The organism is Alsobacter ponti (genome assembly GCF_024294805.1).
GTDB classification, from domain to species: Bacteria; Pseudomonadota; Alphaproteobacteria; order Rhizobiales; family Beijerinckiaceae; genus Alsobacter; species Alsobacter ponti.
This window is the reverse complement of record NZ_JANCLU010000029.1, coordinates 26,698-48,744: the sequence shown is the minus strand read 5'-3', so window position 1 is coordinate 48,744 and position 22,047 is coordinate 26,698. Positions and strand designations below refer to the sequence as shown.

The following is a 22,047-nucleotide window of genomic DNA, read 5'->3' as shown; positions in this document are numbered from 1 at the left end:
CCCGGGCTCAGCGTGGCGTAGGCGACGCCGAGCCCCGCGAGCCCGAGGATCAGCGCCGAGGCCGCGATGCGGCCATAGGAGGGGGCCGGCTCGCTCACGCCCGGCGGGGGAGCCATCGGCGGCTTCAGCGCGTTCAGCCCGTCGGCGCGGGCGGGGCCGGACAGGCGCGAGATCAGCGCCAGCACCTGCCGCTTGGAGCTGAAGAACAGCGCCTCGCCGTCGTCGCGCACCTGGATGAAGCCGACCGGATGCACCTGCCCGGCCGTGAACACCGCCGCCGTGAGCGCGCCGCCGAACACCGCGCCGGTGTCGATATTGGTGCGGTGGTCGCGCTCGTCGGGCAGCGGGGCGGAGCCCTGGGCGAGGCGCACCGGCGTGTGGCCATGCACGACGTGCTTGCCGAAATCGTGGTCCGAACCGATGAACGGCTCGCGGATCCACAGCCGGTCGGCGTCGGACTGGCGCTCCAGCGGCGTGTCCGGGTCCAGCCCGGCGTGGACGTAGTAGCGGACGTCGTCCTCGGCGAAGGTGGGCAGGCCGGAGATCCATGCGACGACGTCGCGCGGCAGGTCGGAGACGTCGGCCGCGCCGAAGCTCGCCAGCGTCGCCACGCCGCCATTGTCGAGCCACACCGCGCGCGCGGCGGCGTCCTGGCGCGCCAGCAGCAGCATCTGCTCGTGGTTGCCCATCAGGCAGGTCACGCCGTCGGGGTCTTCCGCCTGCAGGGCGCGCACCCGCGCCAGCACGCCGGCGCTGTCGGGCCCCCGGTCGATGTAATCGCCAAGAAAGATCACACGCCTCGGCCGGCCCGCCGCGTGCGTCTCGATCTCCGACAGCATCGCCGCGAGCAGATCGGCCCGCCCGTGCAGGTCGCCGACGACAAAAATCATCTCGATGTCAGTCAATGACGACCCCCCGTTGTGACGACGCCCAAGAAAATGCGTCCGGAGCCGCGCCTCTGCCCGGGGGACAACGTCGGCTGATTTCGGATGTTCCCGGCGTCCCGCGCCGGCATCACGCAATCGAGACCGGCGAGACCGATGGCCCCCGTTGCCAAGCTGAAGCGCCGGGGTCACGCTTGCGCCCAGTACGCGGATCGTCGGTCGTGCCGGGCAGACCGGGTGTTCACAGCCCGTCGGGGGAGACGCGGATGTCGGAGATCATCGCGGAGCGCATGGCGGCGGAAATCGACGGCGACTTCGTCGTGTTCCTGATCGGGATGCGCGTCAACAAGCTCTGGAAGCTGGGCCAGTGGATGCCGACCGCCAGGGCGATGGGCGTGATGCTGAACGAGCTTTACGCCCGGCCATCCGAGGAGACCGGCTTCCTCGGGCATCAGCGGCTGTCGCTGTTCAACATGGCCCAGTACTGGCGCGACTTCGACAGCCTCGAAGCCTATGCGCGGTCGAAGGACGCGGCGCACTGGCCGGCCTGGGTCGAGTTCAATCGGAAGATGAAGAACGCGCGGGGCGACGTCGGCATCTGGCACGAGACCTACAAGGTCCGCGCCGGCGAATACGAGGCGATCTACTCGGGCATGCCGAAGACGGGGCTCGGCAAGGTCTCGTCCCTGACGCCGGCCACCGGCCCGCGCGAGGCGGCGCGGCAGCGCCTTCGCCTCGCGGCCGAATGAGCCGGGCCGCGACGATGTCGCGGGTCAGACCGCCAGGAGCCCGCTGTCGATGAGGATCGACGCCGTGGCGAGGTTCGGGTCGGAGACGGTGTAGCCCATGTCGTGGAACGCGGCGAGCGTGGTGTCGGAGAGATAGGTCTTCTCTCCCGCCCCGATGTAGCCGGTCATGAGCTCGTTCGACATGGCGACCCCGCCGGGCGCGAACGCGGTCTCGGACCAGTGCGAGCCGGCGGTGCCGGTTCCGCCCGCGGTCTCGATCGGCACGGCGCCGCCATAGGCCTGCACGGCCGAGGCTCCGCTGAAGTTCCCCGCCGCGTCCAGCAGGGCCTTGGCGGTGAAGATCGGCCCGGCGAAGCCGAGCGCATGCCCCATCTCGTGCAGGATGATGGTGTCCCAGGTGCCGTTGAAGCCGTTCTTCGCTGAATTCGCGAGGTCGGTGGAGTCGAGCTTCATCGTCGATTCCACGGGCAGGTAGTAGGAATAATCGCTGTAGGTCCGCACCGTGTTGATCGTCGTCTGCGCCAGGATGTTGCCCAGGATCGGGCTGCCCGTCCCGTCGATGCGCCCGGCGCTGACATGGATCACGAGGTCGTCGATGGGCGTCGTGTTGTCCTGGTAGAAGTCGTCGTGGACGTCGCCCGTGATCCACGTGCTCCACGTATTGGCGGCCCAGACGATCAGGTCGTGCTGCTTCTGGGTGAAGCTGCCGACGAAATCGAGCGTGATGTTGAACTGCAGGCTGTCGGCGACCGTGTCGGCGGCGCCGGTCGTGTAGTCCTGGAACGTGGTGGCCCCGCCGCTGGTCGAGCCGCCGCCTCCCGATCCGCCGCCACCTGTCTTGGCGGCGTCGCCGGTCGGGAAGACGAAGATCTCGTGGTCGAGCAGCACGGGCCCCGCGTGCTCCTGGGCCGCCGGCGCGGCCTCGAGCCAGAAATCCGCGCGATTGTCGTCGCCGAGCGTCAGTCCGTCACGCGTCCTGGTCATCGCGGTTCCCCCCATCCCGAGACGTCAAGCTACCACGGGTTGCAGCGGGGGTGCATGCAGGCCGTGCAATTAAGACTAATCTCCGGCCATGAAAGACGTGGGAAATGGAGGGGCGATCCAGGCCAAAGTGTTCAGGCGGCACGACACCTCCCCTGAGGCCTCCTGGCGGCTCGACACATAGTCGATACTGTCCAACGCGGCTGCGCCGCCGGCCGAAGGTGTCCGGCGTCTTGTCCGGCCGCCACATCGCGCCGGCGGCGCGCCCGGCCTTGGCGGCATCGCCCGCGAAGCCGAGATCTCCGCCCCGCCGGCACGACGGCGACGCGCATTGAAAAGCGGCGGGCCGGCCGGCATGCTGGCCTGCGATCCCGCACGCGGGACGTGGAGGGAGATCCAACATGCACAGGCTTGCGGCGGGCTGCGCGGCGGGTGTGGCGCTGGCGACGATCTGGGGCGGCGCGGGCGCGCGGGCGCAGATGGCCGCGCCGGCCGGCCTCAACCAGATCGAGACCATCGTGGTCCTCTACATGGAGAACCGCAGCTTCGATCACCTGTTCGGCAATTTCCCCGGCGCGAACGGGCTCTCCAACGCCGGCGACGCGGCGATCCAGGTCGACGCCGACGGCAAGCCCTACGCCGCCCTGCCCGACCCGCTCGACCTGCGCAAGAAGCCGCCGGCGCGCTACGAGAAGCTGCCGGCCTCCATTCCCAACGGCTTCTTCAGGCTGGACGACAGCTACAAGCTCAGCGACCAGCTCGGCAGCCTGGTCCACGCCTACTACCAGCAGCAGATCCAGATCGCCGGCGGCAAGATGAACCGCTTCGCCGAGGGCTCGGACGCCCAGGGCTACGCGATGGGCGTTTGGGACGGCTCGTCGCTGAAGATGTACGACTACGCCCGCAAGTACACTCTCGCCGACAACTTCTTCCACGGCGCGTTCGGCGGCTCGTTTCTCAACCACATCTGGCTGGTGTGCGCCTGCGCGCCGGTCTACCCCAACGCCCCGGCCAAAATCGTCGCCAGGCTGGACGCCTCCGGCAAGCTCATCGAGGACGGCTTCGTCACGCCGGACGGCTATGCCGTCAACACGCTGGAGCCGGTGGGCGGGCCGTTCGGACCGGAGACCAAGAAGGAGCGCCTGCTGCCGGTGCAGACCATGGCCACCATCGGCGACAGGCTCAGCGAGAAGAACGTCTCCTGGACCTGGTACTCGGGCGGCTGGAACGAGGCGGAAAGCGGGACGCTGAAGGCCGGCGCGCCGTTCAGCTATCACCATCAGGCGTTCGCCTTCTTCGACCGTTTCCAGAAGGGCAAGCCGGACCGCGCCGCGCACCTCAAGGATCTCGACGACATGCTGGCGGACATCGACAGGGGCACGCTGCCGCAGGTGGTGTTCTACAAGCCGCGCGCCGGCGTGAACCAGCACCCCAGCAACAGCAACGTCCTGTCGAGCGACGCCCACGCCGCCGACATCCTGGCGCGGCTGGAGAAAAGCCCGCAATGGGCCCACATGGCCGTCATCGTCACCTACGACGAGAACGGCGGCTTCTGGGACCACGTCGCCCCACCCACGCGCGACCGCTGGGGACCGGGCACGCGCGTGCCCACCATCGTCGCCTCGCCCTTCGCCAAGACAGGGTTCGTCGACCACACGAGCTACGACACCACCTCGATCCTCAGCCTGATCGAGCTGCGCCACGGCCTCGCGCCGCTGACCGAGGCCGACGCCAAGGCGACGCCGCTGCTCAACGCCTTCAAGTTCTAGGCCGCGCCGGGAACGGGCGTCGCCTCGGCGACGCCCTCGAGACGGCTCTCGATATGCTCGGTCATGCCTCGGGCGATCTCGGCCTCGCCGACGATGATCAGGTCGGCGCCGTGGCGCTGGAGATAGTCGACCTCGTCCTGCGAATGGGCGCGGGCGATGATCTCCAGCGCCGGATTGGCGCCGCGCCCCTGCTCGACGAGGATGCCGTTCTCGAACGGATTGGGAATGGCGCTGATCAGCCAGCGCGCCTGCGCGATGTTGGCCGCCGCCAGGATGCCCTCCTGCGCCGCCGTGGCCGCGATGGCCTCGACGCCGCGCGCCCGCAGCGCCTCCACCACATCGTCGCGCTCCTCGATGACGAGCAGCTTCTGGCCCTTGGCCAGCAGGCGCTCGCCCACCAGGCTGCCGACGCGGCCGTAGCCGACGAGGACCGCATGCCCGGCGAGCGCGGACGTGGGCAGATGCGCGGCCTCCTCCTCCGCCTCCGCCGCCGCTGTCGCGCCGGCAGCGGCCGCCGGCCCGGCCCGGTCCGCCGCCCGCGTCCCCTCCCCCTCGCGCCGGCGAATCCAGGGGCCGAGCCGGTCCAGCGCCTGGAACAGCAGCGGGTTCGCCAGGATCGACAGCAGCGCCGCCGCCATCACGAGGTCGCGCCCCTGCGCGGGAAGCAGGTCCAGCTCGACGCCCAGCCCGGTGAGGATGAAGGAGAACTCGCCGATCTGCGACAGCGCCGCCGACATCGTCAGCGCCGTCGTCCACGAGCGGCCGGACAGCTTGACGATGGCGAACGCCGCCGCGGCGTTGCCGACCACGACGACGAGGAAGGCCCCCAGCACCAGCACGGGATTCCGCACCAGGATCATCGGGTCGAACAGCATGCCGACCGACACGAAGAACAGCACCGCGAACGCGTCGCGCAGCGGCAGCGTCTCGCGGGCGGCCTGCTGGCTCAGCGTGGACTCCGCGAGGATCATGCCGGCGAAGAACGCCCCCAGCGCGAACGACACGCCGAACAGCTCCGCCGACCCGAACGCCACGCCGAGCGCGATGGCGAGCACCGCCAGCCGGAACAGCTCGCGCGAGCCGCCATGCGCCACCCAGTGCAGCACGGCGGGGATGACGCGTCGGCCGACGATCATCATCACCGCCACGAACGCCGCGACCTTGAACAGCGTGACGCCCAGGATGGCCCACACCGATTGCAGGCCGAGCCACGTCACGAGCATGCTGCCGTGGTCCGCGCCCGCCTTGCCGCCGAGCAGCCCCGCGGCCGCGGGCAGCAGCACCAGCGCGAGCACCATGGCGAGGTCCTCGACGATGAGCCAGCCCACCGCGATCTTGCCACGCTCGGTGTCGATCAGCCGCCGCTCCTGCAGCGCCCGCAGCACCACCACCGTGCTGGCGACGGACAGAGCGAGGCCGAAGACGAGCCCGGCCCCCGCGCTCCAGCCCATCGCCTGCGCCATGCCGAAGCCCAGCAGCGTCACCAGGGCCATCTGTCCCAGCGCGCCCGGCACGGCGATGGTGCGCACGGCCAGCAACTCGGACAGCGAGAAGTGGAGCCCCACGCCGAACATCAGCAGGATCACGCCGATCTCGGCGAGCTGGTTCGCCAGCCCCTGGTCGGCCACGTAGCCGGGCGTGAAGGGGCCGATCAGGACGCCGGCGAGAAGATAGCCGACGAGCGGCGACAGGCGCAGCCTGTTCGCGATCGCCCCAAACACGAAAGCGAGCCCGATGCCCGCGACGATGGTGGCGATCAGCGAATGATGAGGCATCCTGGCTCCGGAGAGGTCGTGAAGGCCTTGATTTAGGATTGAAAACGCATATTTCAACCTAATTGGTTGAAATCCGAGGTCGAGTTGACGCTCTTTCTCACGCCCGCGCACTGCCGCGCCGCTAGGGGCCTGCTCGACTGGACGCAGGACGATCTCGCGCGCGCCGCCGGCCTGTCGCGCAGCACGGTGCGCGATTTCGAGACCGGACGCCACGACCTTCACCGCGCCACCGAGGCGCATATCGTCGAGACGCTGCAGCAGGCGGGCGTCCGCCTCATCCCCGCCGACGAGGGCGGCCCCGGCGTGCAGTTGCGCCAAACCGGGACGACGCCCCCGTGAGGTCGTCGCGGCGGCTCCCGTTCGGCAACCTTGCGGCGCTGGCGGCGGCGGCGCTGGTCGCCGCCCTGCTGACATTCGCGAGCGGCGCGCCGCGCGACGACGGGCCGGCGTCGGGCGTGGCGCTTCACGCGCCGACCGCGCCCGCGACCCTGCTGGCCCGGCAGGCCCCGGTCCTGCTCGCCCGCAAGCCGACGGGCGCGGCGTGGCTCGCCGGCCGCGACGGCGCGCCCGCTGCGGCCACCGCCGCCGAGGCGGCGCTTCCAGACGGGTTCGGCGGCTCTCGACTGGCCCTCGTCGAACGCGACGCCCCGGCCGAGGCCGGCCGCGCGCATGCCTGGGCGCGCGGTCCCCCGGGGGCGGGTTCAGCTCTCTGAATCCCATTCGCGCCCGCTCGTCGGGCGAGGACCCATGTTTTCGCAGGGGCGAGGCCGGCCATGGCCGGATCGCGCTCGCCCGCCTGCGTCATCAGGATTTTGCATCATGAAAAGACCACGCGCCGTGATGAGCGGCATCGTGCTGTTCCTGGGCGTTCTCGGCACGCTCGGCGCCCTCGGCGTCGATCTGTTCGAGGAGGCGCTGCACTTCGCCATCTATCTCGCGGCCGTCACCGCGCTGGCCCTCTGGCTGGCGATCGGGACGGCGCGAGCCCACTGAGCCAAAGCCTGCGGCCCGCGTCTCGCGACGCGGGCCGTCACCACCATCCGTGAACTGAGCGCGTCACGCACCTCGCGTGGCGTCGCAGCGCGGACCATTCAGCTCTTCTTGAGGCAGTCGCTGGAGAACTCGCGCCACGTCTGGCCCTGCGTCTTGCCGGCCTTCTTCATCGCCTGCCACTTGCTGCCGCAGGCCTTCATCTTGTTGCGCTGGGCCGTCTGGGCCGGCGTCGGCGCCTTCGTCGAGGTGGAGGGCGCGGCGGCGGCGGGCTTGGCGGGAGCGGTGGCGGCCGGCTTGGCTGGAGTGGTCGCGGTCTGGGCGAAGGCCGGTGACGCGACGCCGAGCGCGACGGCGGCGGAGAGGACGCAAGCGAGGATGGTCCGCATGGCAGGGCTCCCTTGTCAGGTCACGCGCGACAAGAACCCGCAGGCAGCGGGGTCGCGCCGTGCTCACGACAACGCTGGCGTCCCGGCCAGGTTCAATCCGCCCGCCCCGGCGCGCCGCCCCGCGGGGACCAGCGACCCTTTCCATCCCGCGCTCGCGGGCGGACGAGGCTGGCACGCTGGCGTCGGGGCACAACGCCGCGACCTGGGCGTGCCGGAGGGCCAGGTGGGGCCCCTGCGGCGTCGCGGGCGCTTGACGGGCGGCGAGGCGCGGCGCATCAGGAAACGGCGCTCCGCGCTCTCGGGACCGAGGGCGAAGTTGTGGGCTCGTGTTAACACAATCATCAAGTTGCCGCTTTAAAGCTTGAGCCGCCACATGGGGGCCGACACATGACACGTTCGCAGCTCGCGCTGATCGACCGGCTGGAACAGGCCGTGATCACGGTCCTTTGGCTGTGGTTTGCCTACCGCATCTACGAATCCAGCTCGCCCTTCGCGCCGCTGCTGCTGATCTCGGAGATTTCGGTCGCCGTGTTCGTGCTGGTGCGCCGGCCGACGCTGAACGTCTCGACCCGCCTGTCGGACTGGGGCCTGGCCTGCGCCGCCACGGCGCTGCCGCTGCTGGCCGAGCCCACCAACGGCGAGGGCTTCGTGGTGGCGGGAATGCTGTTCTACCTCGCCGGCCTGCTCTGGCAGCTCGGGGCCAAGTTCTTCCTGCGCCGCAGCTTCGGCGTCGCGCCCGCCAACCGGGGCATCGTGACCTCCGGCCCCTACCGCTTCATGCGCCACCCGATCTACGCCGGCTATCTCTCGACCCATATCGGCATCCTTCTGCTGATGCCGTCGCTGTGGAACCTCACGGTCTACGGCGCGGCCTGGGCGGTGCAGGTGCTCCGCCTGCTGGCCGAGGAGCGCCTGCTGGGCGAGGATCCCGACTACCGCAGCTACCAGCAGAAGGTCCCGGCGCGGCTGGTGCCCGGCGTCTTCTGAAAGCGCGCCCGGCCGCCGGTTGGCGCGCGGCAAGGCGGCCTCTACCATCGCCGCCGATGATGCGCTTCGCCCCTCCCGCCCGTTCGGCGGCAGCACTCCTGTGTCTCGCGCTCGCCGGCCTCGCCTCCGCGCCGTCGCGGGCTGAGCCTGCCCCCGCCCTCCGCCACGTCGGCGAAATGGCCGATCCGGCGCAATGGCCGGCGTCGTCCATCGGCCCGCTGCGCATCGCGCCCAACTCGTCGCACCGCATCTCGTGCACCGGCACGCTGGTCGCGCCGGACGTGGTGCTGACGGCGGCGCACTGCCTGTACTTCGCCGGCGCGCCGGTGAACCCGGCCATCGTCAACTTCCTGCCCGGCCAGCGCCAGGGCGCGCCGGGCGCGCGCGGCGTCGGCGCGCGCTTCGTCATCGCGCCGGGCTTCGACATCGGGGACCGGACTCCGCGCGGCGCGGCGAACGACTGGGCGCTGGTGGTGCTGCGCGAGGCGCTGGACTTGAAGCCCGCGCCCGTCGCGGCGCTGCCGCCGGAGCGCCTCGCCGAGCTGTCGCGGGCGGGGGCGATCAGCCAGATCGGCTACGGGGCGGACCGGATGTACCTGCCCAGCGTGTCGCGCCCCTGCCCCGTCGCCCCCGGCCCGGACGGCGGCGCCTTCCGCTACGGCTGCCTGACCCGACACGGCTATTCCGGCGCGCCGATCTTCGCCGATCTCGCGGATGGCCCGGCCGTGATCGGCATCGGCTCGCGCGTTCCGGAAGCCGTGCTCGCCGACCCGGGCCGCCCGGGCGCGCCGCCCGCCGCGATGGCGACCGACGCCGGGCAGTTCGCCGCCGCCGTCGCGGCGGAGTCGCGGCGCGCCTCGACGCCTTCCGAAAGGCCGACCAGCCAGCCCCGCTGACAGCGGCCGGCGGCGTCAGCCGGCGCGCCGCCGCAGCGCCTTCACCGCCATCGGCCACAGCATGCCGACGGCGAGGCCGCCGATGACGAGCGCCGCCGCGCCGATCTTCCACCCCGGCAGCGGCTCGCCGAGCAGCAGCACCGACGCGCCGAGGCCGAACACCGGCACGAGCAACGCCAGCGGGGTGACGGTGGCGGCGGGGTGGCGGGCCAGCAGCCACGCCCAGGCGGCGTAGCCGAACAGGCTGTTGCCGACCGACTGCCACAGCACCGCCGCCCAGGTGCCGGGCCCCGCCTCGCGGACGCCGGTCGAGATCGCGTCCCAGCCCTCGAAGACCAGCGCCAGCGCCGCCAGCGCCGGCGCGGCGAACACGCTCGACCACACCACGTAGGCGACCATGTTCACGCGCCCGGCCCGGCGGGCGACCATGTTGCCGGCCGCCCAGCACGCGGCGGCGAGCACCACCAGAACGAGGCCGAGCGGCGTCGTCGTGGCGTCGACATGGGCGGCGATGATGGCGATGCCGGCGCAGGCGAGCAGCAGGCCGAGCACCTGGAAGGGACGCACCGTCTCGCCGGCGAGGACCATCGCCGCGCCGATAGTGAAAAACACCTGCACCTGCACCACCAGCGAGGCCAGGCCCGGCGAGATCATGCCGCTCATGGCGATGAACAGCAGCCCGAACTGTCCCGCGCCGATCAGCAGCCCGTAAAGCGCGAGCTGCGACCACGGCACGGGCGGGCGGCGCACGAACAGCAGCGCCGGCACGGCGGCGAAGAAGAAGCGCAGCGCCGCGAAGGCGAGCGGCGGCAGATGGTTGAGCCCGGCGCGGATGACCACGAAGTTGGTGCCCCACACCGCGACGACGGCGAGGCCGATGAGGGCGTGGGTCAGGGGCAGAGCGGCGGGCATGGGGGAGTCTCCGGGAGCCCCGTCATGCCACGGATTCGACCCCGGGCGCGATCCCCCCGCGCGCAAACCCGTTCCGCGGGGGCCGGCGGGCAGGCCGTTCCAACGTGGGCCGATCAGCGCGCCGCCCGTGCGCCCCGGCACGCCGGCTGCGACGCCGAACTGGCGGAGCTGGCGCTTGACTCCCCGGGCGCTTGGGCGGACCCTTCCTTTGGTCGCCGATCACGGGCGGCGCAAACGCCGGAGGTCTCGATGGAGCCACCGCCGCAGCACAAACCGCACATCCCCCGGACAGTATGACGGACGCGGGGGAGCGGACTTCACGTCCCGCATCCCGGATCTGGCCAGGACATGCAGGTCCAGCCGACAGCGGACGCGCGCACCCGCCTGCGCCGTCCGGGATGCGTCGTCATTCCCCCGAAGATGCCGGGCTCGCCGGTTTTGGTTTCGTCGGTCACGGCCTCGAGGCAGCCGCCGGTCCCCCGCTCGTATCGCAGCGCCCGGGTCCGCCCCGCGCCGGCCGTCCCTCCCCCGCTCGCGTCCTCATCGCCTCCGCGCTCGCCGCCGTGACGCTGGGACCGGCGCGCGCCGCTTGGGCGGCCGAGCGCGCTCCCTTCGCCGGCGCGTGGTCCTGCGCGCAGCTCGTCGACAACGAGGTCGTCGGCGACTGGTGGCCGGAGCGCTACGCCGAGGACGGCGGCCCGCTGGCCGACGGCGCGGGTGCGACGCCGGCGGGTTCGGCCCGCCGCCTGAGCGCGCGGGTCTACGACGTCGTGTTCCCCGACGGAGGCCGCTCGCGCATCGCGATGAAGGCGCCGTTCGTCTTCGTCCGCTCCACCGCCGAGCACGCCTATCTCTGCGTCCGCCGCCGCCCCTGAGCGCGGTCGTCCCCGGTCCCGGAACCCCGCAGCATGGCGGAGGGCCCGGGAACGGGCGGACACGCGTCCGCCCTTTGCGGTTGCGGGCCTCCGGCCCGCCCGTCCCCGGGTCGGTGCAGCGGAAGCGGAACCGAGCCCGGGGCCCAGCGCAATCTGTTCGCGCGCCAGCGCGTCCTTACTAAAAAGGCTTAGAAAGCGCCGCTTCGCGGCAGCATCCATGCGCTGGATCCCGGACACCCCTCCGCTATCGCTCCGGGGTTCCGGGAACGGGCGGACTGACGTCCGCCCTTTGGGGTTCCGGGAACGGGCGGACACGCGTCCGCCCTTTGGGGTTGCGGGCCTCCGGCCCGCCCGTCCCCGGGTCGGTGCAGCGGAAGCGGAACCGAGCCCGGGGCCCAGCGCAATCAGTTCGCGCGAAGCGCGTCCTTACTGAAAAGGCCTTTAACAAGCTCAACGCCCAGCCGATCGTCCCCTCAACGGTTGAGCTTCACTCAACGTCAAGCCGAACAACGGGCGGAAGTGGTCGGAATTTGCATTGATTCCAACTGAAGTCGCGAACGCGGCCCTGTTCCGTCCCGGATTCCGGGGCGATCAGGCGTATTTCGGCACGGACTTTGAAGCTCGCGCGCGCGGCCCGGCGAGGCGCTTTTCGGCTTCGCCGATATAGTCGCGGGTCAGCGGCACGGCGTCGATCCGGCGCGCCATCTGGATCTGGAACACCATGTGACCGGCATGGCGGAACGTCGCCTCGCAGGCCGCCAGATAGAACTCCCACATCCGGCAGAAGCGCTCGTCGTAGAGCTTCGCCGCCACGTCGCGCCTGGCGAGGAAACGCCGCCGCCATTGGCGCAGCGTTTCGGCGTAATGCAGGCGCAGGATCTCGATGTCCGTGATGTGGAGGCCCGCCCGCTCGATCCACGGGACCACCTCGGAGAGCGCAGGCGAGTAGCCGCCCGGGAAGATGTAGCGGGCGATCCACGGATTGGTGCTGCCGGGACCGTCGGCGCGCCCGATGGCGTGGACCACCGCCACGCCGTCCTCCTTCAGGAGGTCGCGCACCGCGCGAAAGTAAGTCCCGTAGTGATTGACGCCGACATGCTCGAACATGCCGACGGAGACGATGCGGTCGTAGGAGCCGGTGGCGGCGCGGTAGTCCTGCAGCAGGAAGCGCACCTCGTCCTCGCGCCCCGCCACCCGCGCGCGCTCGCGCGCCACCTCCGCCTGGCGTTCCGACAGGGTGAGCCCGGTGACGTCGACGCCCGCCATGGCGTTCAGCGTCAGCGCCAGCCCGCCCCAGCCGGAGCCGATGTCGAGCACGCGCTGGCCCGGCTTCAGCAGCAGCTTGGCGGCGATGTGCCGCTTCTTCTGCTGCTGCGCCTGCTCCAGCGTGTCCTCGGGGCTGAGGAAATAGGCGCAGGAATACTGCATGTCCTCGTCGAGGAAGAGGCGGAAGAACTCCTCGGTGAGGTCGTAATGCGCGGCGACGTTGCGCCTGGCGCGCTCCGCCGGGTTGAACTGCGCCGCGCGACGCAAGAGGCCGCGCAGGCGCGCGCCGACGATCGAGGACCAGTCCGGGTAACTCCAACCGGCGCTGGCGAGCACCAGGTCCAGCAGGTCGTAGACGTCGCCCTGCTCCATCGTCAGCGAGCCCTCCATGAAGGCCTCGCCCAGCGCGAGCTGCGGGTCCAGCACCAGCCGGGTCAGCGTTCGACTGTCATGGATGCGCACCGCGACGACGGGTTCGCCGTCGCCGAACGTGGCGACGCGCCCCTTCCAGTCCGTGACGCGCAAGGTTCCACTGGTGATGCGGGTGCGAAGGAGAAGCTCGAGGAGACGCATGCGTCCGTCCCTCCCCTGTCGGTTGCCCATCGCGGACCGGGCCGCGACGGCAACCGGCCGTGAGCGTCGCAGCACGCCGAAAAAACGCAAGAGATGAGCGACGGGTTTCATGCGCTGCGGGCATGGCGAGAGCGAAGCGCCCGGCGGAAACGGCCGGCGCGCGCGCACGCCGCGCGTATCCGCACCTTCATGGTGAACGGAAAGGCGGGAGTTTCGCCGCCGGCCGTAACGTTAAAACAGGGCTTTCGCGCGCGGGCGCCGGCGCTCTGCTAACCTGCCTTTCGTCAACGAAATTCGAGGAGTGTCCCATGAAGCGGCGCGGCTCCCCCGCCACCGGCCCCGTCATGACTCCGCCCGCGCGACCCGTCTTCGCGCGCCCGCGCAAGGTGGAGCACGCCGGCGGCGCCATCGCCCTGCCCTCCTGGATGGGCCGCCTGGCGCAATCCTGGGCCTGGCAGCCGCCGGCCGAGCGCGCCGCCACCGTCGCCGCGGCGTTCCTCGTGGTCGTCGCCATCGGCATGGGCGTGTACGGCTTCGCCAGCCATACCGGCGCCAAAGTGCTGGGGCATATTTTTTGAGGTTTGGGTCGCGCCGTCCTCAGGCCATCGCGCTCGGCGCGCCCGGTTCGGTCGCGGGACAGGAGGGCCAGGACGCCCGGTCAGAGCGCGGATTCGCAAAAATTCGCGCCGAGTTCCGAAGCCCGGCCGGTTTTGAGCTTAATTCTCTCGTGGCGTTGCTTAACTGCACGCTCAATCGCCTTAAAAGGGCGGGCCGCATCAATAAACGCCCGATTATGATCGATTGAGCACCAGCACACGCGGGTCCGCCACATCCTCCCGGCAGGCCTCCCCGGTATGCCCCCGCAGCGCCGGGACCGCGCGCTCCAGCGCCTCCAGCGTCATCAACTCCCGGTAGCGGGTCTTGCGCACGCACACCGCCCCGTCCGGACCCCACGCCGCCTCGAAGGTCAGGCCGCCGGGATCGCCGGCCGGCAGGTTGATCCCGAGGCGGTCGAACAGGTCGATCGGCGTGTCGTCGCGGGTATGGCCGACGCCGTCCCCGGCATAGTCGGCCCGCACCATCCGCACACAGGCCTGGTGGGCGTCCCAGAGGTCCGCCCCCTTGGCCGAGGCGCGCCACGGCTTGTAGCCCCAGCGCACGCACTTGCCGATGGCGCCCCCGGTGCAGATCAGCGAGAACGCCGCCTCGTCGCGGACGTGCCGTCCGTCCGCCGTCCAGCGCCCGCTCAGCGGAAAGGCCTTGGCGACGCCGTCCGGACCCGGCAGGCAGAAGGGCGACCACGCCCCGGACGCGGGATCGCGCACCGAGAGGCTGTAAAGGCGGATATCCTTGGCGGGGTCGTCCGGATCATCCTCGACGGCGTCGATCCGCACCGCCTGCTCGCCGCCGCCGTCGGCGTCGATGGAGAGCACCGCGCCGACGAGGTCGGCCGGTCCCAGCACGCGCCCGTCCGGCAGGGTCAGCGTGAGGTCGGACCCGATGGCCTGGACGCGCGGACGGTCCGGCTGTCCCGCCGAGGCGAAGGACAGCGCCACGCCGGCGCTCAGGAGCGCCAACGCGAACCGTCGAAGCGCCCAGACCACCTGTCCGGCTACTTCGTGTCGACGACCGTTCCGTCCTTCAGCGTCACCCTGCTGAGGCTGACGGCCCGGGTGTCGAACATGGCCTTCTCGGTCGCCGCGTTGGCGGCGAGCCGGTTCGCGGCGAGCCGGTTGGCGGCCAGCCGGTTCGCGGCCAGCCGGTTCGAGGCCAGCCGCGCGTCGGCGGGCACGACCGTGACCGCGACGAAGCTGGCGACGGACGCCGCCGCCAGCGCAAACGCTACGCTCTTCTTCATGGAACCTCCTGCCCAAAGCACGAGGACACGCACCGGCCAAGAACGGCCGATCCCACACGCTACGCGCCCCAAACACGGAGCGAAACGCGAACGATGTGCGAATCCGCACCCCGCCGCTTGCCGGGCCAGGCATGAAAATCATCGCCCCGGTCGCGTGCGCCCGCGCACTCCCGCCAGCTTCTGGCGAAACTTGCCTTATGTTAGGTTTTCGGCCGCCGGTCGCTGGGACCGCGCGTTCTCCGTCGTTTCGCCTCCGACCGCCAAGTCGCCTCCACCGCGCGCCGACAACGCCCGCGCCAAAGCCTGGCGATCGAGGGACCTGCATTCCGCCGCGGACCGGCGGAAGGGAGCCGGCCCCGCCGGCAGCCTGGGAGGAGACGGTCATGAAATTCATCGCGCTGATCAGCTGGACGGACCAGGGCGTGAAAGCCGCGAAGGAGTCGCCGCAGCGGCTCGACAAGGCCCGCGACATGGCGCACGGCCTCGGCATCAAGATCGAGCAGGCCTTCCTCACCCTCGGCGACATGGACATGGTCTGCATCGTCGACGCGCCGAGCGACGAGGCCTACGCGAAATTCCAGCTGAAACTCGCCGCCGGCGGATCGGTGCGCACCCGCAGCATCAAGGCGTTCGCGGAAGCCGACTATCGGGGCATCATGGCCGCGCTGTAGTCCGGCCGCGCGCCGCCGCGCACGAGAGCGCGGCGGCCGCTCCACGTCCCGGAAGAGTGAACCGCCGCCCGCGGCGCGCCCGGCCTGTGTCGGGGTTCTGCAATCCCCACGCGAAATCTGCTATCCTGCGCAGGACGCCGGGGGAAAACCCATGGACGTGTCCGCATGGCTCTCCTCGCTCGGGCTCGGCCAGTATGCCGACGCCTTCGCGGCCAACGATGTCGACGAGAGCGTGCTCGCCGAGCTGACCGAGCAGGATCTGGCGGCCATCGGCGTCGCCTCCGTCGGTCATCGCCGCAAGCTGCTCAGCGCCATCGCCCGCCGGCGCGGCGGCGAGGCGCGGGAGCCCCCGCCCGCCGCGCCGCGCCCGCCCGCCGGCGGATCGTCCGAGATGGGCGACCGCCGCCCGGTGACGGTGCTGTTCTGCGATCTCACCGGGTTTACCGCCCTCTCCCGCCTGCTCGGGCCGGAGGGGACGCACGCCGTGCTCACCCGCTTCTTCGCCGTCGTTGACTCCATCGTGGCGCGCTATGGGGGAACCGTCGACAAGCATATCGGCGACGCCGTGATGGCGGTGTTCGGCGCGCCGGTGGCGCACGAGGACGACCCGCGCCGGGCCGTGCTCGCAGCGCTCGACATCCAGCGCGCCATGCCGGCGCTGGGGCGCGAACTCGGTCGCGAGGTCCAGGCCCACAGCGCCATCGCCACCGGAACGGTCGTGGCGAGCGGGCTCGGCAGCGCCCAGCACAGCGAATACACGGTGATCGGCGACGCGGTGAACCTGGCGGCGCGGCTGCTGGAGCGCGCCCCGGCCGGCGGAACCGTGGTCTCCGCCGACATCCGCGCCGCCTGCGAGGGCCTGTGCGGGTTCGAGGAGCTGCCCCCCGTGACTCTCAAGGGGCTCGAGGGGCTCGTCGCCGTGTACCGTCTCGACGAGGCGGGGACGGGCGGCGCGCTCGCCTCCGGAGCCGACCGCGCGCTCGTGGGGCGGGCGGCCGAGCTGCACCAGCTCGTGGCCCTGCTCGACGCCTCCCGCGCCGGCGGGCGGGCCGTCATCATTCGCGGCGAGGCCGGCATCGGCAAGAGCCGGCTCGCCCGCGAGCTGCTGGCCGACGCCGCGCGGCGCGGGGTGACGCCCCATGTCGGCCTGGCGCTCGACTTCGGCACCGCGCGCGGTCGCGGCTCCGTCGCGTCGGTCGTGGCGAGCCTGCTCGGCCTGCCCGCACCCGTCGAACCCGACGTCGCCGAAGCGGTTCTCGCGGCTTCGCCGGACCCGGGCGGGATCACGGCGCAGGATGCTCCGTTCGTCCGCGATCTGCTGGACCTGCCCCAGCGTGACGAGGACCGGCCTCTCTACGAGGCGATGAAGGCCACGGCGCGCCTGCGCGGCAAGGCCGACGCCCTGATCCGCCTCGTCGAGGCGCGCACCAGAAGCCAGCCCGCGCTGATCCTGATCGAGGACGCGCACTGGGCTGACGAGGAGACGCTGCGGCTGCTGGCGCTGTTCGCCGCCGGGCTGCCCCGCACGCGCGCGCTGCTCGTGCTGACGACGCGGATCGAGGGCGACCCGCTCGACGCCGCCTGGCGCGCCTCCGCCGCCCCGAGCGCGATCACCACGCTGGACATCGGCCCGCTGGGCGCGAAGGACGCCCGCGCGTTGGCCGCGCACAGCCTGGGCGTGCTCGCCGAGCTGGCCGAGCATTGCGTCGAGCGGGCGGGCGGCAATCCGCTGTTCCTCGAGCACCTGCTGCGCAACGCCACCGAGCTCAGCACGGGGCAGATGCCGGGCTCGCTGCACAGCCTGATCCTGGCCCGCGTCGACCGGCTGGAGCTGAACGACCGCGCCGCCGCGCGGGCGGCTGCGGTGCTGGGGCAGCACGTGACGCTGGAGGGCGTCCGCGCGGTCGCCGAACTGCCCTCCTACCGGTGCGACGAGCTGGTCCGCCACCTCATCCTGAAGCCGGACGGCGACGATTTCCTCTTCACGCACGCGCTGATCCGGGACGGAATCTACGAGTCGCTGACCGCCCTCACGCGCCAAACGCTGCACCGGCGCGCCGCCGCGCACGTCGCCGACGACCCGGTGCTCCACGCCCAGCATCTCGACCGCGCCGAAGCGCCGGAGGCTGCGCGCGCCTATCTCGCCGCGGCGCGCGACCAGGCCTCCCTGTTCCGCCACGACGAGGCGCTGGCGCTGGCGGAGCGCGGCCGGGAGATCGCCGCCGCCGCCGAGGATGGGGCGGAGCTCGCCTGCCTCATCGCCGAATTGCATCTCCTGGCGGGACGCGGCGCGGAGGCGCTGGCTGCGGCCGAGGACGCTCTGGCGCTCGCCGCCGACGAGACGATGCGCGCCCGCGCGCTGCTCGGCGTTGCGGCCGGGTGCCGGCTGCTGGCCCGCGTCGACGAGGGTTTCGCCGCGCTGGAGCGCGCGGCCGCCCCGCTGGAGGCGGTCGGCGACGACGCGATGCTGGCGGAATCCCACTACCTCGCCGGGAGCCTGCACTTCGCCCGCGGCCAGACGGCGGAATCGACCGCCGAGCACGACAGGGCGCTCGCCCACGCCACCCGCTCGGGCTCTCCCGAGTGGCAGGCGCGCGCGCTCAGCGGGCTCGCCGACGCCGCCTATATGCAGGGCCGCATGATGACGGCGAGCCGCCGGTTCCGCGATTGCGTGGCCCTGTGCGAAAGCGAGGGCCTGACCCGCCTCGTCGTGCCCAATCTCATCATGACCGGCCATTGCGTGGTGTTCGAGGGCCGGCTGGAACCCGCCCTCGAGCCGATGCGGGAAGGCATTTTCCTGGCCGACAGGATCGGCGACGCCCACGCCCAGATGTTCGCGCGGCAATCCGTGGGCTTCGTCATGACCATGATGGGCCGCTACGACGACGCCCACCCCTTTCAGCAGGACGCACTGGAGCGGTGCCGGTCGCTCGCCACGCGCCGCTACGAGTCGGTCCTGCTCATGCAGTCCGGCGAGGTGGCGCTGGCGCGCGGCGACGCCCGGGAGGCCAACCGCATGGCGGGCGAGGCGTGGAAACTGACGCGGGAGTTCGGCCCCGGCTTCTCGGGCCCGATGGTTCTCGGGCTGCTCGCACTCACCGCGACCCCGGCCGCCGCGCGGGAGGCGCAGGACGAAGCCGAGGCGATCCTCGCCGCCGGCTGCGTCAGCCACAACCACCTCTGGTATCGCCGAGCCGCCATGATCCGCGCGGTGCGCGACGGCGAGTGGGACGAGATGGAGCGCCACGCCGGCGAACTGGAACGCTACGTCGCCGAGGAACCGCTGCCGCTGATGACGAGCATCATTGGGTGGGCGCGCGGACGCCGGAGCCTCGGCGGCGCGTCGGCGGGCGGACGGCCGGAGGCCGCCACGACGGACCTGCTGGCCTCGCTGGCGGCGGCGCTGGCGGCGGCGGAGGGGCCGGACGCACCGGCCGTCGCCTCCAGAGCCTCATGACCTCCCCGAAGCGGGGCGGACCCGCGCCGGCTGCCTTTCCCGCGTCGGGCAGACCCCGATGACGACGAACCCTAGCCGGGCAGGTAGCCGGGCGTCGAGCGCGCGATCCGCCACTCTTCGTCGTCCATGTCCTCGGCGATGCCCTCGAACAACGGGGTCGTCATGTACCGCTCGCCGGTGTCGGGCAGCATGCACAGGAGAACGGAGCCGGGCGCTGCCTTCTCGGCGATCTTCAGCGTGACGGCGAAGGTTCCGCCGCCCGAGATGCCGGTGAGAATGCCCTCCTTCCGCGCCAGCTGGCGCGCGCCCTGCACCGCCTCGGGGCCCGAGACCGGCACCAGCTCGTCGTAGAGCCGCTTGTCCAGCGCCTCCTGCAGGACGAGCGGGATGAAATCGGGCGTCCAGCCCTGGATCGGGTGCGGCTCGAAGGCCGGGTGTCCCGAGGCGGGCGACCCATCCGGCGCGCGCTGCTGCGGCTGTCCGCTGCCGACGAGCTGGGCGTTGGCCGGCTCGCTGAGGACGATCTTGGTCTCGGGCCGCTCCTTGCGCAGCACCCGGCCGACGCCCGTCACGGTGCCGCCGGTGCCATAGCCGCTGATGAACCAGTCGAGCCGCTTGCCGGCGAAGTCGGAGAGGATCTCGCGCGCCGTGGTGGCCTCGTGGATCTCGGCGTTCGCCTCGGTCTCGAACTGCCGCGCCAGGAACCAGCCGTGCTTCTCGGCGAGTTCGGCCGCCTTGCGGTACATGCCGACGCCCTTCAGCGCGCGCGGCGTCAGCACCACCTTGGCCCCCAACATGCGCATCAGTTTGCGGCGCTCGATCGAAAAGCTGTCCGCCATGGTGACGACCAGCGGATAGCCCTTCTGCGCGCAGACCATGGCCAGGCCGATACCGGTGTTGCCGCTGGTCGCCTCGACCACGGTCTGCCCGGGCTTCAGCGCGCCACTGCGCTCGGCCGCCTCGATGATGTTGAGCGCGAGCCTGTCCTTGACCGATCCGCCGGGGTTGAACGCCTCCGCCTTGACGTAGATCCGTACGTGGTCCGGGCCGAGATTGTTGAGACGGATGCAGGGGGTATCGCCAACCGTGTCCAGAACACTGTCGAACAGCCGGCCGCGGCCGGACGTGGTGCGGACCTGAGACATGGTGACGCCTCCGTGCCGGCGCGCGGCGGGCGGGGGCTCGCCTGGATCGCAACCGGAACGCGCAGCGTGCCATCGGCGCGCGCAGGGTCAAGCCCCCTGGCGGCGGCTGTCAGGCGCGGTTCATGGCCCGGCGCTGCGCCACGATGTCGTCGATGCGCTCGCGCAGCGAGGGATGGCGCGCCAGGAAGCTCACGAAGTCCCGTCGGGTCACGGTGAAGAACTGGCAGTAGTCGATTGCGGTAACGTTGGCGTTGCGGCGCGCCCCGCTGAGCAGCGCCATCTCGCCGAAGAAATCGCCCGGACCCAGCACGATCTCGCGCCCGGCGGCGGAGACTTGCACCGAGCCGGACGAGATGAAATAGGCCGCCGTCGCCCGGTCGCCCTTGCGCAGCACGCGGTCGCCCGGCTGCGCGACGGCGGGGTGGAACAGCAGCAGCAGGTCTTCCGTGGCGTGGTGGTCGAGGTCGCCGAACACGGGGAACAGCTCGAGGATGGTGCGCACCTCCAGCTTGCGCTCGGCCTCGCGCGCCTCGGTCGAGCGGCGAACGTCGTCGAGGTCGCTCTGCAATTGGGACAGCCGATGCTGGCCATGGCCGCGCAGCGGCGCCCAGGCGCGCAGGCGCGGGGTGATCCGGTCGATGCAGACGAAGACGAGCGGGCCGAGCGTCATCGACAGCAGCGCCGCCGCAACGACCAGGTCCTTCGCCTCTCCGGGCAGGACGCCCGTCTGCATCCCGAGCGCGCCGAGGATGAAGGAGAACTCGCCGATGCGCGACAGCGCCGCCGCCATGGGCAGCGCGATCGAGACCGGATAGCCGAGCAGCAGCGTCACCCCGGCCGCCAGCACGGCCTTGCCGATCACGACGAGCGCCAGCACCGCCGCGACGGACAAGGGCTGCCGGACGAGAATGCCGGGATCGAACACCATGCCGACCGACACGAAGAACAGGACCGCGAACGCGTCCTGCATCGGGATCGACTCCGCCGCGGCGCGATGGCCGAAGCGGGATTCGCTGAGCACGACGCCCGCGAAGAACGCGCCGAGCGCGAAGGACACGCCGAACAGCTCCGCCGAGCCGTAGGCAAGGCCGAGCGCGAGCGCCAGGACGGAGAGGGTGAACAGTTCCCGCGAGCCGGTGCGCGCCACCTGCTTGAGCAGCCACGGCACGACGCGCGGCCCGATCATCAGAGCGATGGCCACGAAGGTGCCGACCTTCAGCATCGTCATTCCGACCGGAACGAGGAGCGAGGGGAGCCCGGACGAGGGACCGGCCTGCGGCCCCGCCAGAGCCGCTACCGGCGGCAGCAGCACGAGGACCAGCACCATGGCCATGTCCTCCACCACCAGCCAGCCCACGGCGACGCGGCCGGCCGTGGTGGACAGCGCGTTGCGCTCTTCGAGCGCGCGCAGCAGCACGACCGTGCTCGCCACGGAGAGGCAGAGGCCGAACACGACCGCCCCCGCCAGGCTCCAGCCCCACAGCACGCCGAGCGCCGCGCCGGCCGCCGTGACCAGGGCGATCACCGCCAGCGCGCCGGGGATGGCGATGCCGCGCACCGCGATCAGGTCGGCCGGCGAGAAATGCAGGCCGACGCCGAACATCAGCAGGATGACGCCGACCTCGGCGAGCTGGCCCGCGAGCCCGGCGTCGGCGACGAAGCCCGGCGTGAACGGCCCGATCACGACCCCGGCGAGCAAATAGCCGACGAGCGGCGGCAGGCGCGCCTTGTGCGCCAGGAACGCAAGGCAGAACGCCAGGACGAAGCTGACCGCGATCGTCGAAATCAGCGGAACGCCATGATCCATCGCGCAGTCAGCCCCTACCCGTTCGGCGACCCGTCGCAAGCAAGAACCGCACCGCCTCGGCGG

General features: G+C 71.6%; 21 protein-coding genes. 11 read left to right on the top strand and 10 right to left on the bottom strand.

All coding sequences use genetic code 11. The features are described from left to right. Positions 1-890 (bottom strand): metallophosphoesterase family protein (locus tag NK718_RS20465; RefSeq protein ID WP_307730388.1); only part of this gene is annotated, 890 nt, incomplete at its 3' end. Between the two features lie 260 nt (positions 891-1,150). Between NK718_RS20465 and NK718_RS20460 the strand changes: the two genes are divergently transcribed. Next, complete coding sequence (locus tag NK718_RS20460; RefSeq protein WP_254746188.1) at positions 1,151-1,633, top strand: DUF4188 domain-containing protein; 483 nt, start codon at positions 1,151-1,153, stop codon at positions 1,631-1,633. A gap of 24 nt (positions 1,634-1,657) precedes the next feature. On the opposite strand, the gene NK718_RS20455 is transcribed toward NK718_RS20460, so the two are convergent. Beyond that, positions 1,658-2,617: a leishmanolysin-related zinc metalloendopeptidase gene (locus NK718_RS20455; protein ID WP_254746186.1), complete on the bottom strand. Its 960-nt coding sequence runs from the start codon at positions 2,615-2,617 to the stop codon at positions 1,658-1,660. Between the two features lie 398 nt (positions 2,618-3,015). Here NK718_RS20455 and acpA point away from each other — a divergent pair, with 398 nt between their 5' ends. Continuing rightward, positions 3,016-4,383, top strand: coding sequence for an acid phosphatase (acpA, locus tag NK718_RS20450; RefSeq protein WP_254746184.1), 1,368 nt, complete (start codon positions 3,016-3,018; stop codon positions 4,381-4,383). Here the strand turns inward: acpA and NK718_RS20445 are convergent. Beyond that, positions 4,380-6,158: a cation:proton antiporter domain-containing protein gene (locus NK718_RS20445; RefSeq protein ID WP_254746182.1), complete on the bottom strand. Its 1,779-nt coding sequence runs from the start codon at positions 6,156-6,158 to the stop codon at positions 4,380-4,382. The two genes, acpA and NK718_RS20445, sit on opposite strands and share 4 nt — an antisense overlap. Before the next feature lie 84 nt (positions 6,159-6,242). Between NK718_RS20445 and NK718_RS20440 the strand changes: the two genes are divergently transcribed. The 3 genes from NK718_RS20440 to NK718_RS20430 all read left to right on the top strand — a co-directional run bounded on the left by NK718_RS20440 (position 6,243) and on the right by NK718_RS20430 (position 7,151). Further along, positions 6,243-6,497: a helix-turn-helix transcriptional regulator gene (locus NK718_RS20440; RefSeq protein ID WP_254746180.1), complete on the top strand. Its 255-nt coding sequence runs from the start codon at positions 6,243-6,245 to the stop codon at positions 6,495-6,497. After that, entirely contained in the window at positions 6,494-6,871 is a 378-nt protein-coding gene (locus NK718_RS20435; RefSeq protein WP_254746178.1) for a hypothetical protein, read from the top strand. The genes NK718_RS20440 and NK718_RS20435 overlap by 4 nt, the downstream gene beginning before the upstream one ends. A gap of 106 nt (positions 6,872-6,977) precedes the next feature. Continuing rightward, positions 6,978-7,151, top strand: a complete 174-nt coding sequence (locus tag NK718_RS20430; protein WP_254746176.1) for a hypothetical protein — start codon at positions 6,978-6,980, stop codon at positions 7,149-7,151. Between the two features lie 98 nt (positions 7,152-7,249). On the opposite strand, the gene NK718_RS20425 is transcribed toward NK718_RS20430, so the two are convergent. Then, positions 7,250-7,537 (bottom strand): hypothetical protein, encoded by a 288-nt coding sequence (locus NK718_RS20425; protein WP_254746174.1) that lies wholly within the window; start codon positions 7,535-7,537, stop codon positions 7,250-7,252. 387 nt (positions 7,538-7,924) lie between these two features. Between NK718_RS20425 and NK718_RS20420 the strand changes: the two genes are divergently transcribed. Then, the gene (locus tag NK718_RS20420) at positions 7,925-8,524 is read left to right on the top strand and encodes a methyltransferase family protein (protein WP_254746172.1); all 600 of its coding nucleotides are present in this window, start codon (positions 7,925-7,927) and stop codon (positions 8,522-8,524) included. Between the two features lie 176 nt (positions 8,525-8,700). Beyond that, the gene (locus NK718_RS20415; protein WP_254746170.1) at positions 8,701-9,420 is read left to right on the top strand and encodes a trypsin-like serine peptidase; all 720 of its coding nucleotides are present in this window, start codon (positions 8,701-8,703) and stop codon (positions 9,418-9,420) included. A 15-nt stretch (positions 9,421-9,435) separates the two neighbouring features. Here NK718_RS20415 and NK718_RS20410 read toward each other — a convergent pair whose 3' ends face one another. Beyond that, the gene (locus NK718_RS20410) at positions 9,436-10,332 is read right to left on the bottom strand and encodes an EamA family transporter (protein ID WP_254746168.1); all 897 of its coding nucleotides are present in this window, start codon (positions 10,330-10,332) and stop codon (positions 9,436-9,438) included. Positions 10,333-10,895: 563 nt separating this feature from the next. Between NK718_RS20410 and NK718_RS20405 the strand changes: the two genes are divergently transcribed. Beyond that, complete coding sequence (locus tag NK718_RS20405; protein WP_254746166.1) at positions 10,896-11,207, top strand: hypothetical protein; 312 nt, start codon at positions 10,896-10,898, stop codon at positions 11,205-11,207. A 591-nt stretch (positions 11,208-11,798) separates the two neighbouring features. Here the strand turns inward: NK718_RS20405 and NK718_RS20400 are convergent. After that, positions 11,799-13,046, bottom strand: a complete 1,248-nt coding sequence (locus NK718_RS20400; RefSeq protein ID WP_254746164.1) for an SAM-dependent methyltransferase — start codon at positions 13,044-13,046, stop codon at positions 11,799-11,801. Between the two features lie 308 nt (positions 13,047-13,354). Between NK718_RS20400 and NK718_RS20395 the strand changes: the two genes are divergently transcribed. Beyond that, positions 13,355-13,624 carry a hypothetical protein gene (locus NK718_RS20395; RefSeq protein ID WP_254746162.1) on the top strand — a complete coding sequence of 90 codons (270 nt, stop codon included), beginning with the start codon at positions 13,355-13,357 and terminating at the stop codon, positions 13,622-13,624. Between the two features lie 213 nt (positions 13,625-13,837). Here NK718_RS20395 and NK718_RS20390 read toward each other — a convergent pair whose 3' ends face one another. Together NK718_RS20390 and NK718_RS20385 are read right to left on the bottom strand one after the other, a co-directional pair. Beyond that, the gene (locus NK718_RS20390) at positions 13,838-14,623 is read right to left on the bottom strand and encodes an ADYC domain-containing protein (RefSeq protein WP_254746159.1); all 786 of its coding nucleotides are present in this window, start codon (positions 14,621-14,623) and stop codon (positions 13,838-13,840) included. Positions 14,624-14,658: 35 nt separating this feature from the next. Continuing rightward, on the bottom strand, positions 14,659-14,904 hold the full coding sequence (locus NK718_RS20385; RefSeq protein ID WP_254746157.1) for a hypothetical protein: 246 nt from the start codon (positions 14,902-14,904) through the stop codon (positions 14,659-14,661). 383 nt (positions 14,905-15,287) lie between these two features. On the opposite strand from NK718_RS20385, the gene NK718_RS20380 reads away from it, so the two are divergent. Both NK718_RS20380 and NK718_RS20375 read left to right on the top strand, forming a co-directional pair. Beyond that, positions 15,288-15,575: a GYD domain-containing protein gene (locus tag NK718_RS20380; RefSeq protein WP_254746155.1), complete on the top strand. Its 288-nt coding sequence runs from the start codon at positions 15,288-15,290 to the stop codon at positions 15,573-15,575. 151 nt (positions 15,576-15,726) lie between these two features. Next, positions 15,727-19,032, top strand: coding sequence for an AAA family ATPase (locus NK718_RS20375; protein WP_254746153.1), 3,306 nt, complete (start codon positions 15,727-15,729; stop codon positions 19,030-19,032). 71 nt (positions 19,033-19,103) lie between these two features. On the opposite strand, the gene cysK is transcribed toward NK718_RS20375, so the two are convergent. After that, positions 19,104-20,177, bottom strand: a complete 1,074-nt coding sequence (cysK, locus tag NK718_RS20370) for a cysteine synthase A (protein WP_254746151.1) — start codon at positions 20,175-20,177, stop codon at positions 19,104-19,106. A 109-nt stretch (positions 20,178-20,286) separates the two neighbouring features. After that, positions 20,287-21,984, bottom strand: a complete 1,698-nt coding sequence (locus NK718_RS20365) for a cation:proton antiporter domain-containing protein (protein ID WP_254746149.1) — start codon at positions 21,982-21,984, stop codon at positions 20,287-20,289. Between the last annotated feature and the right edge of the window lie 63 nt (positions 21,985-22,047).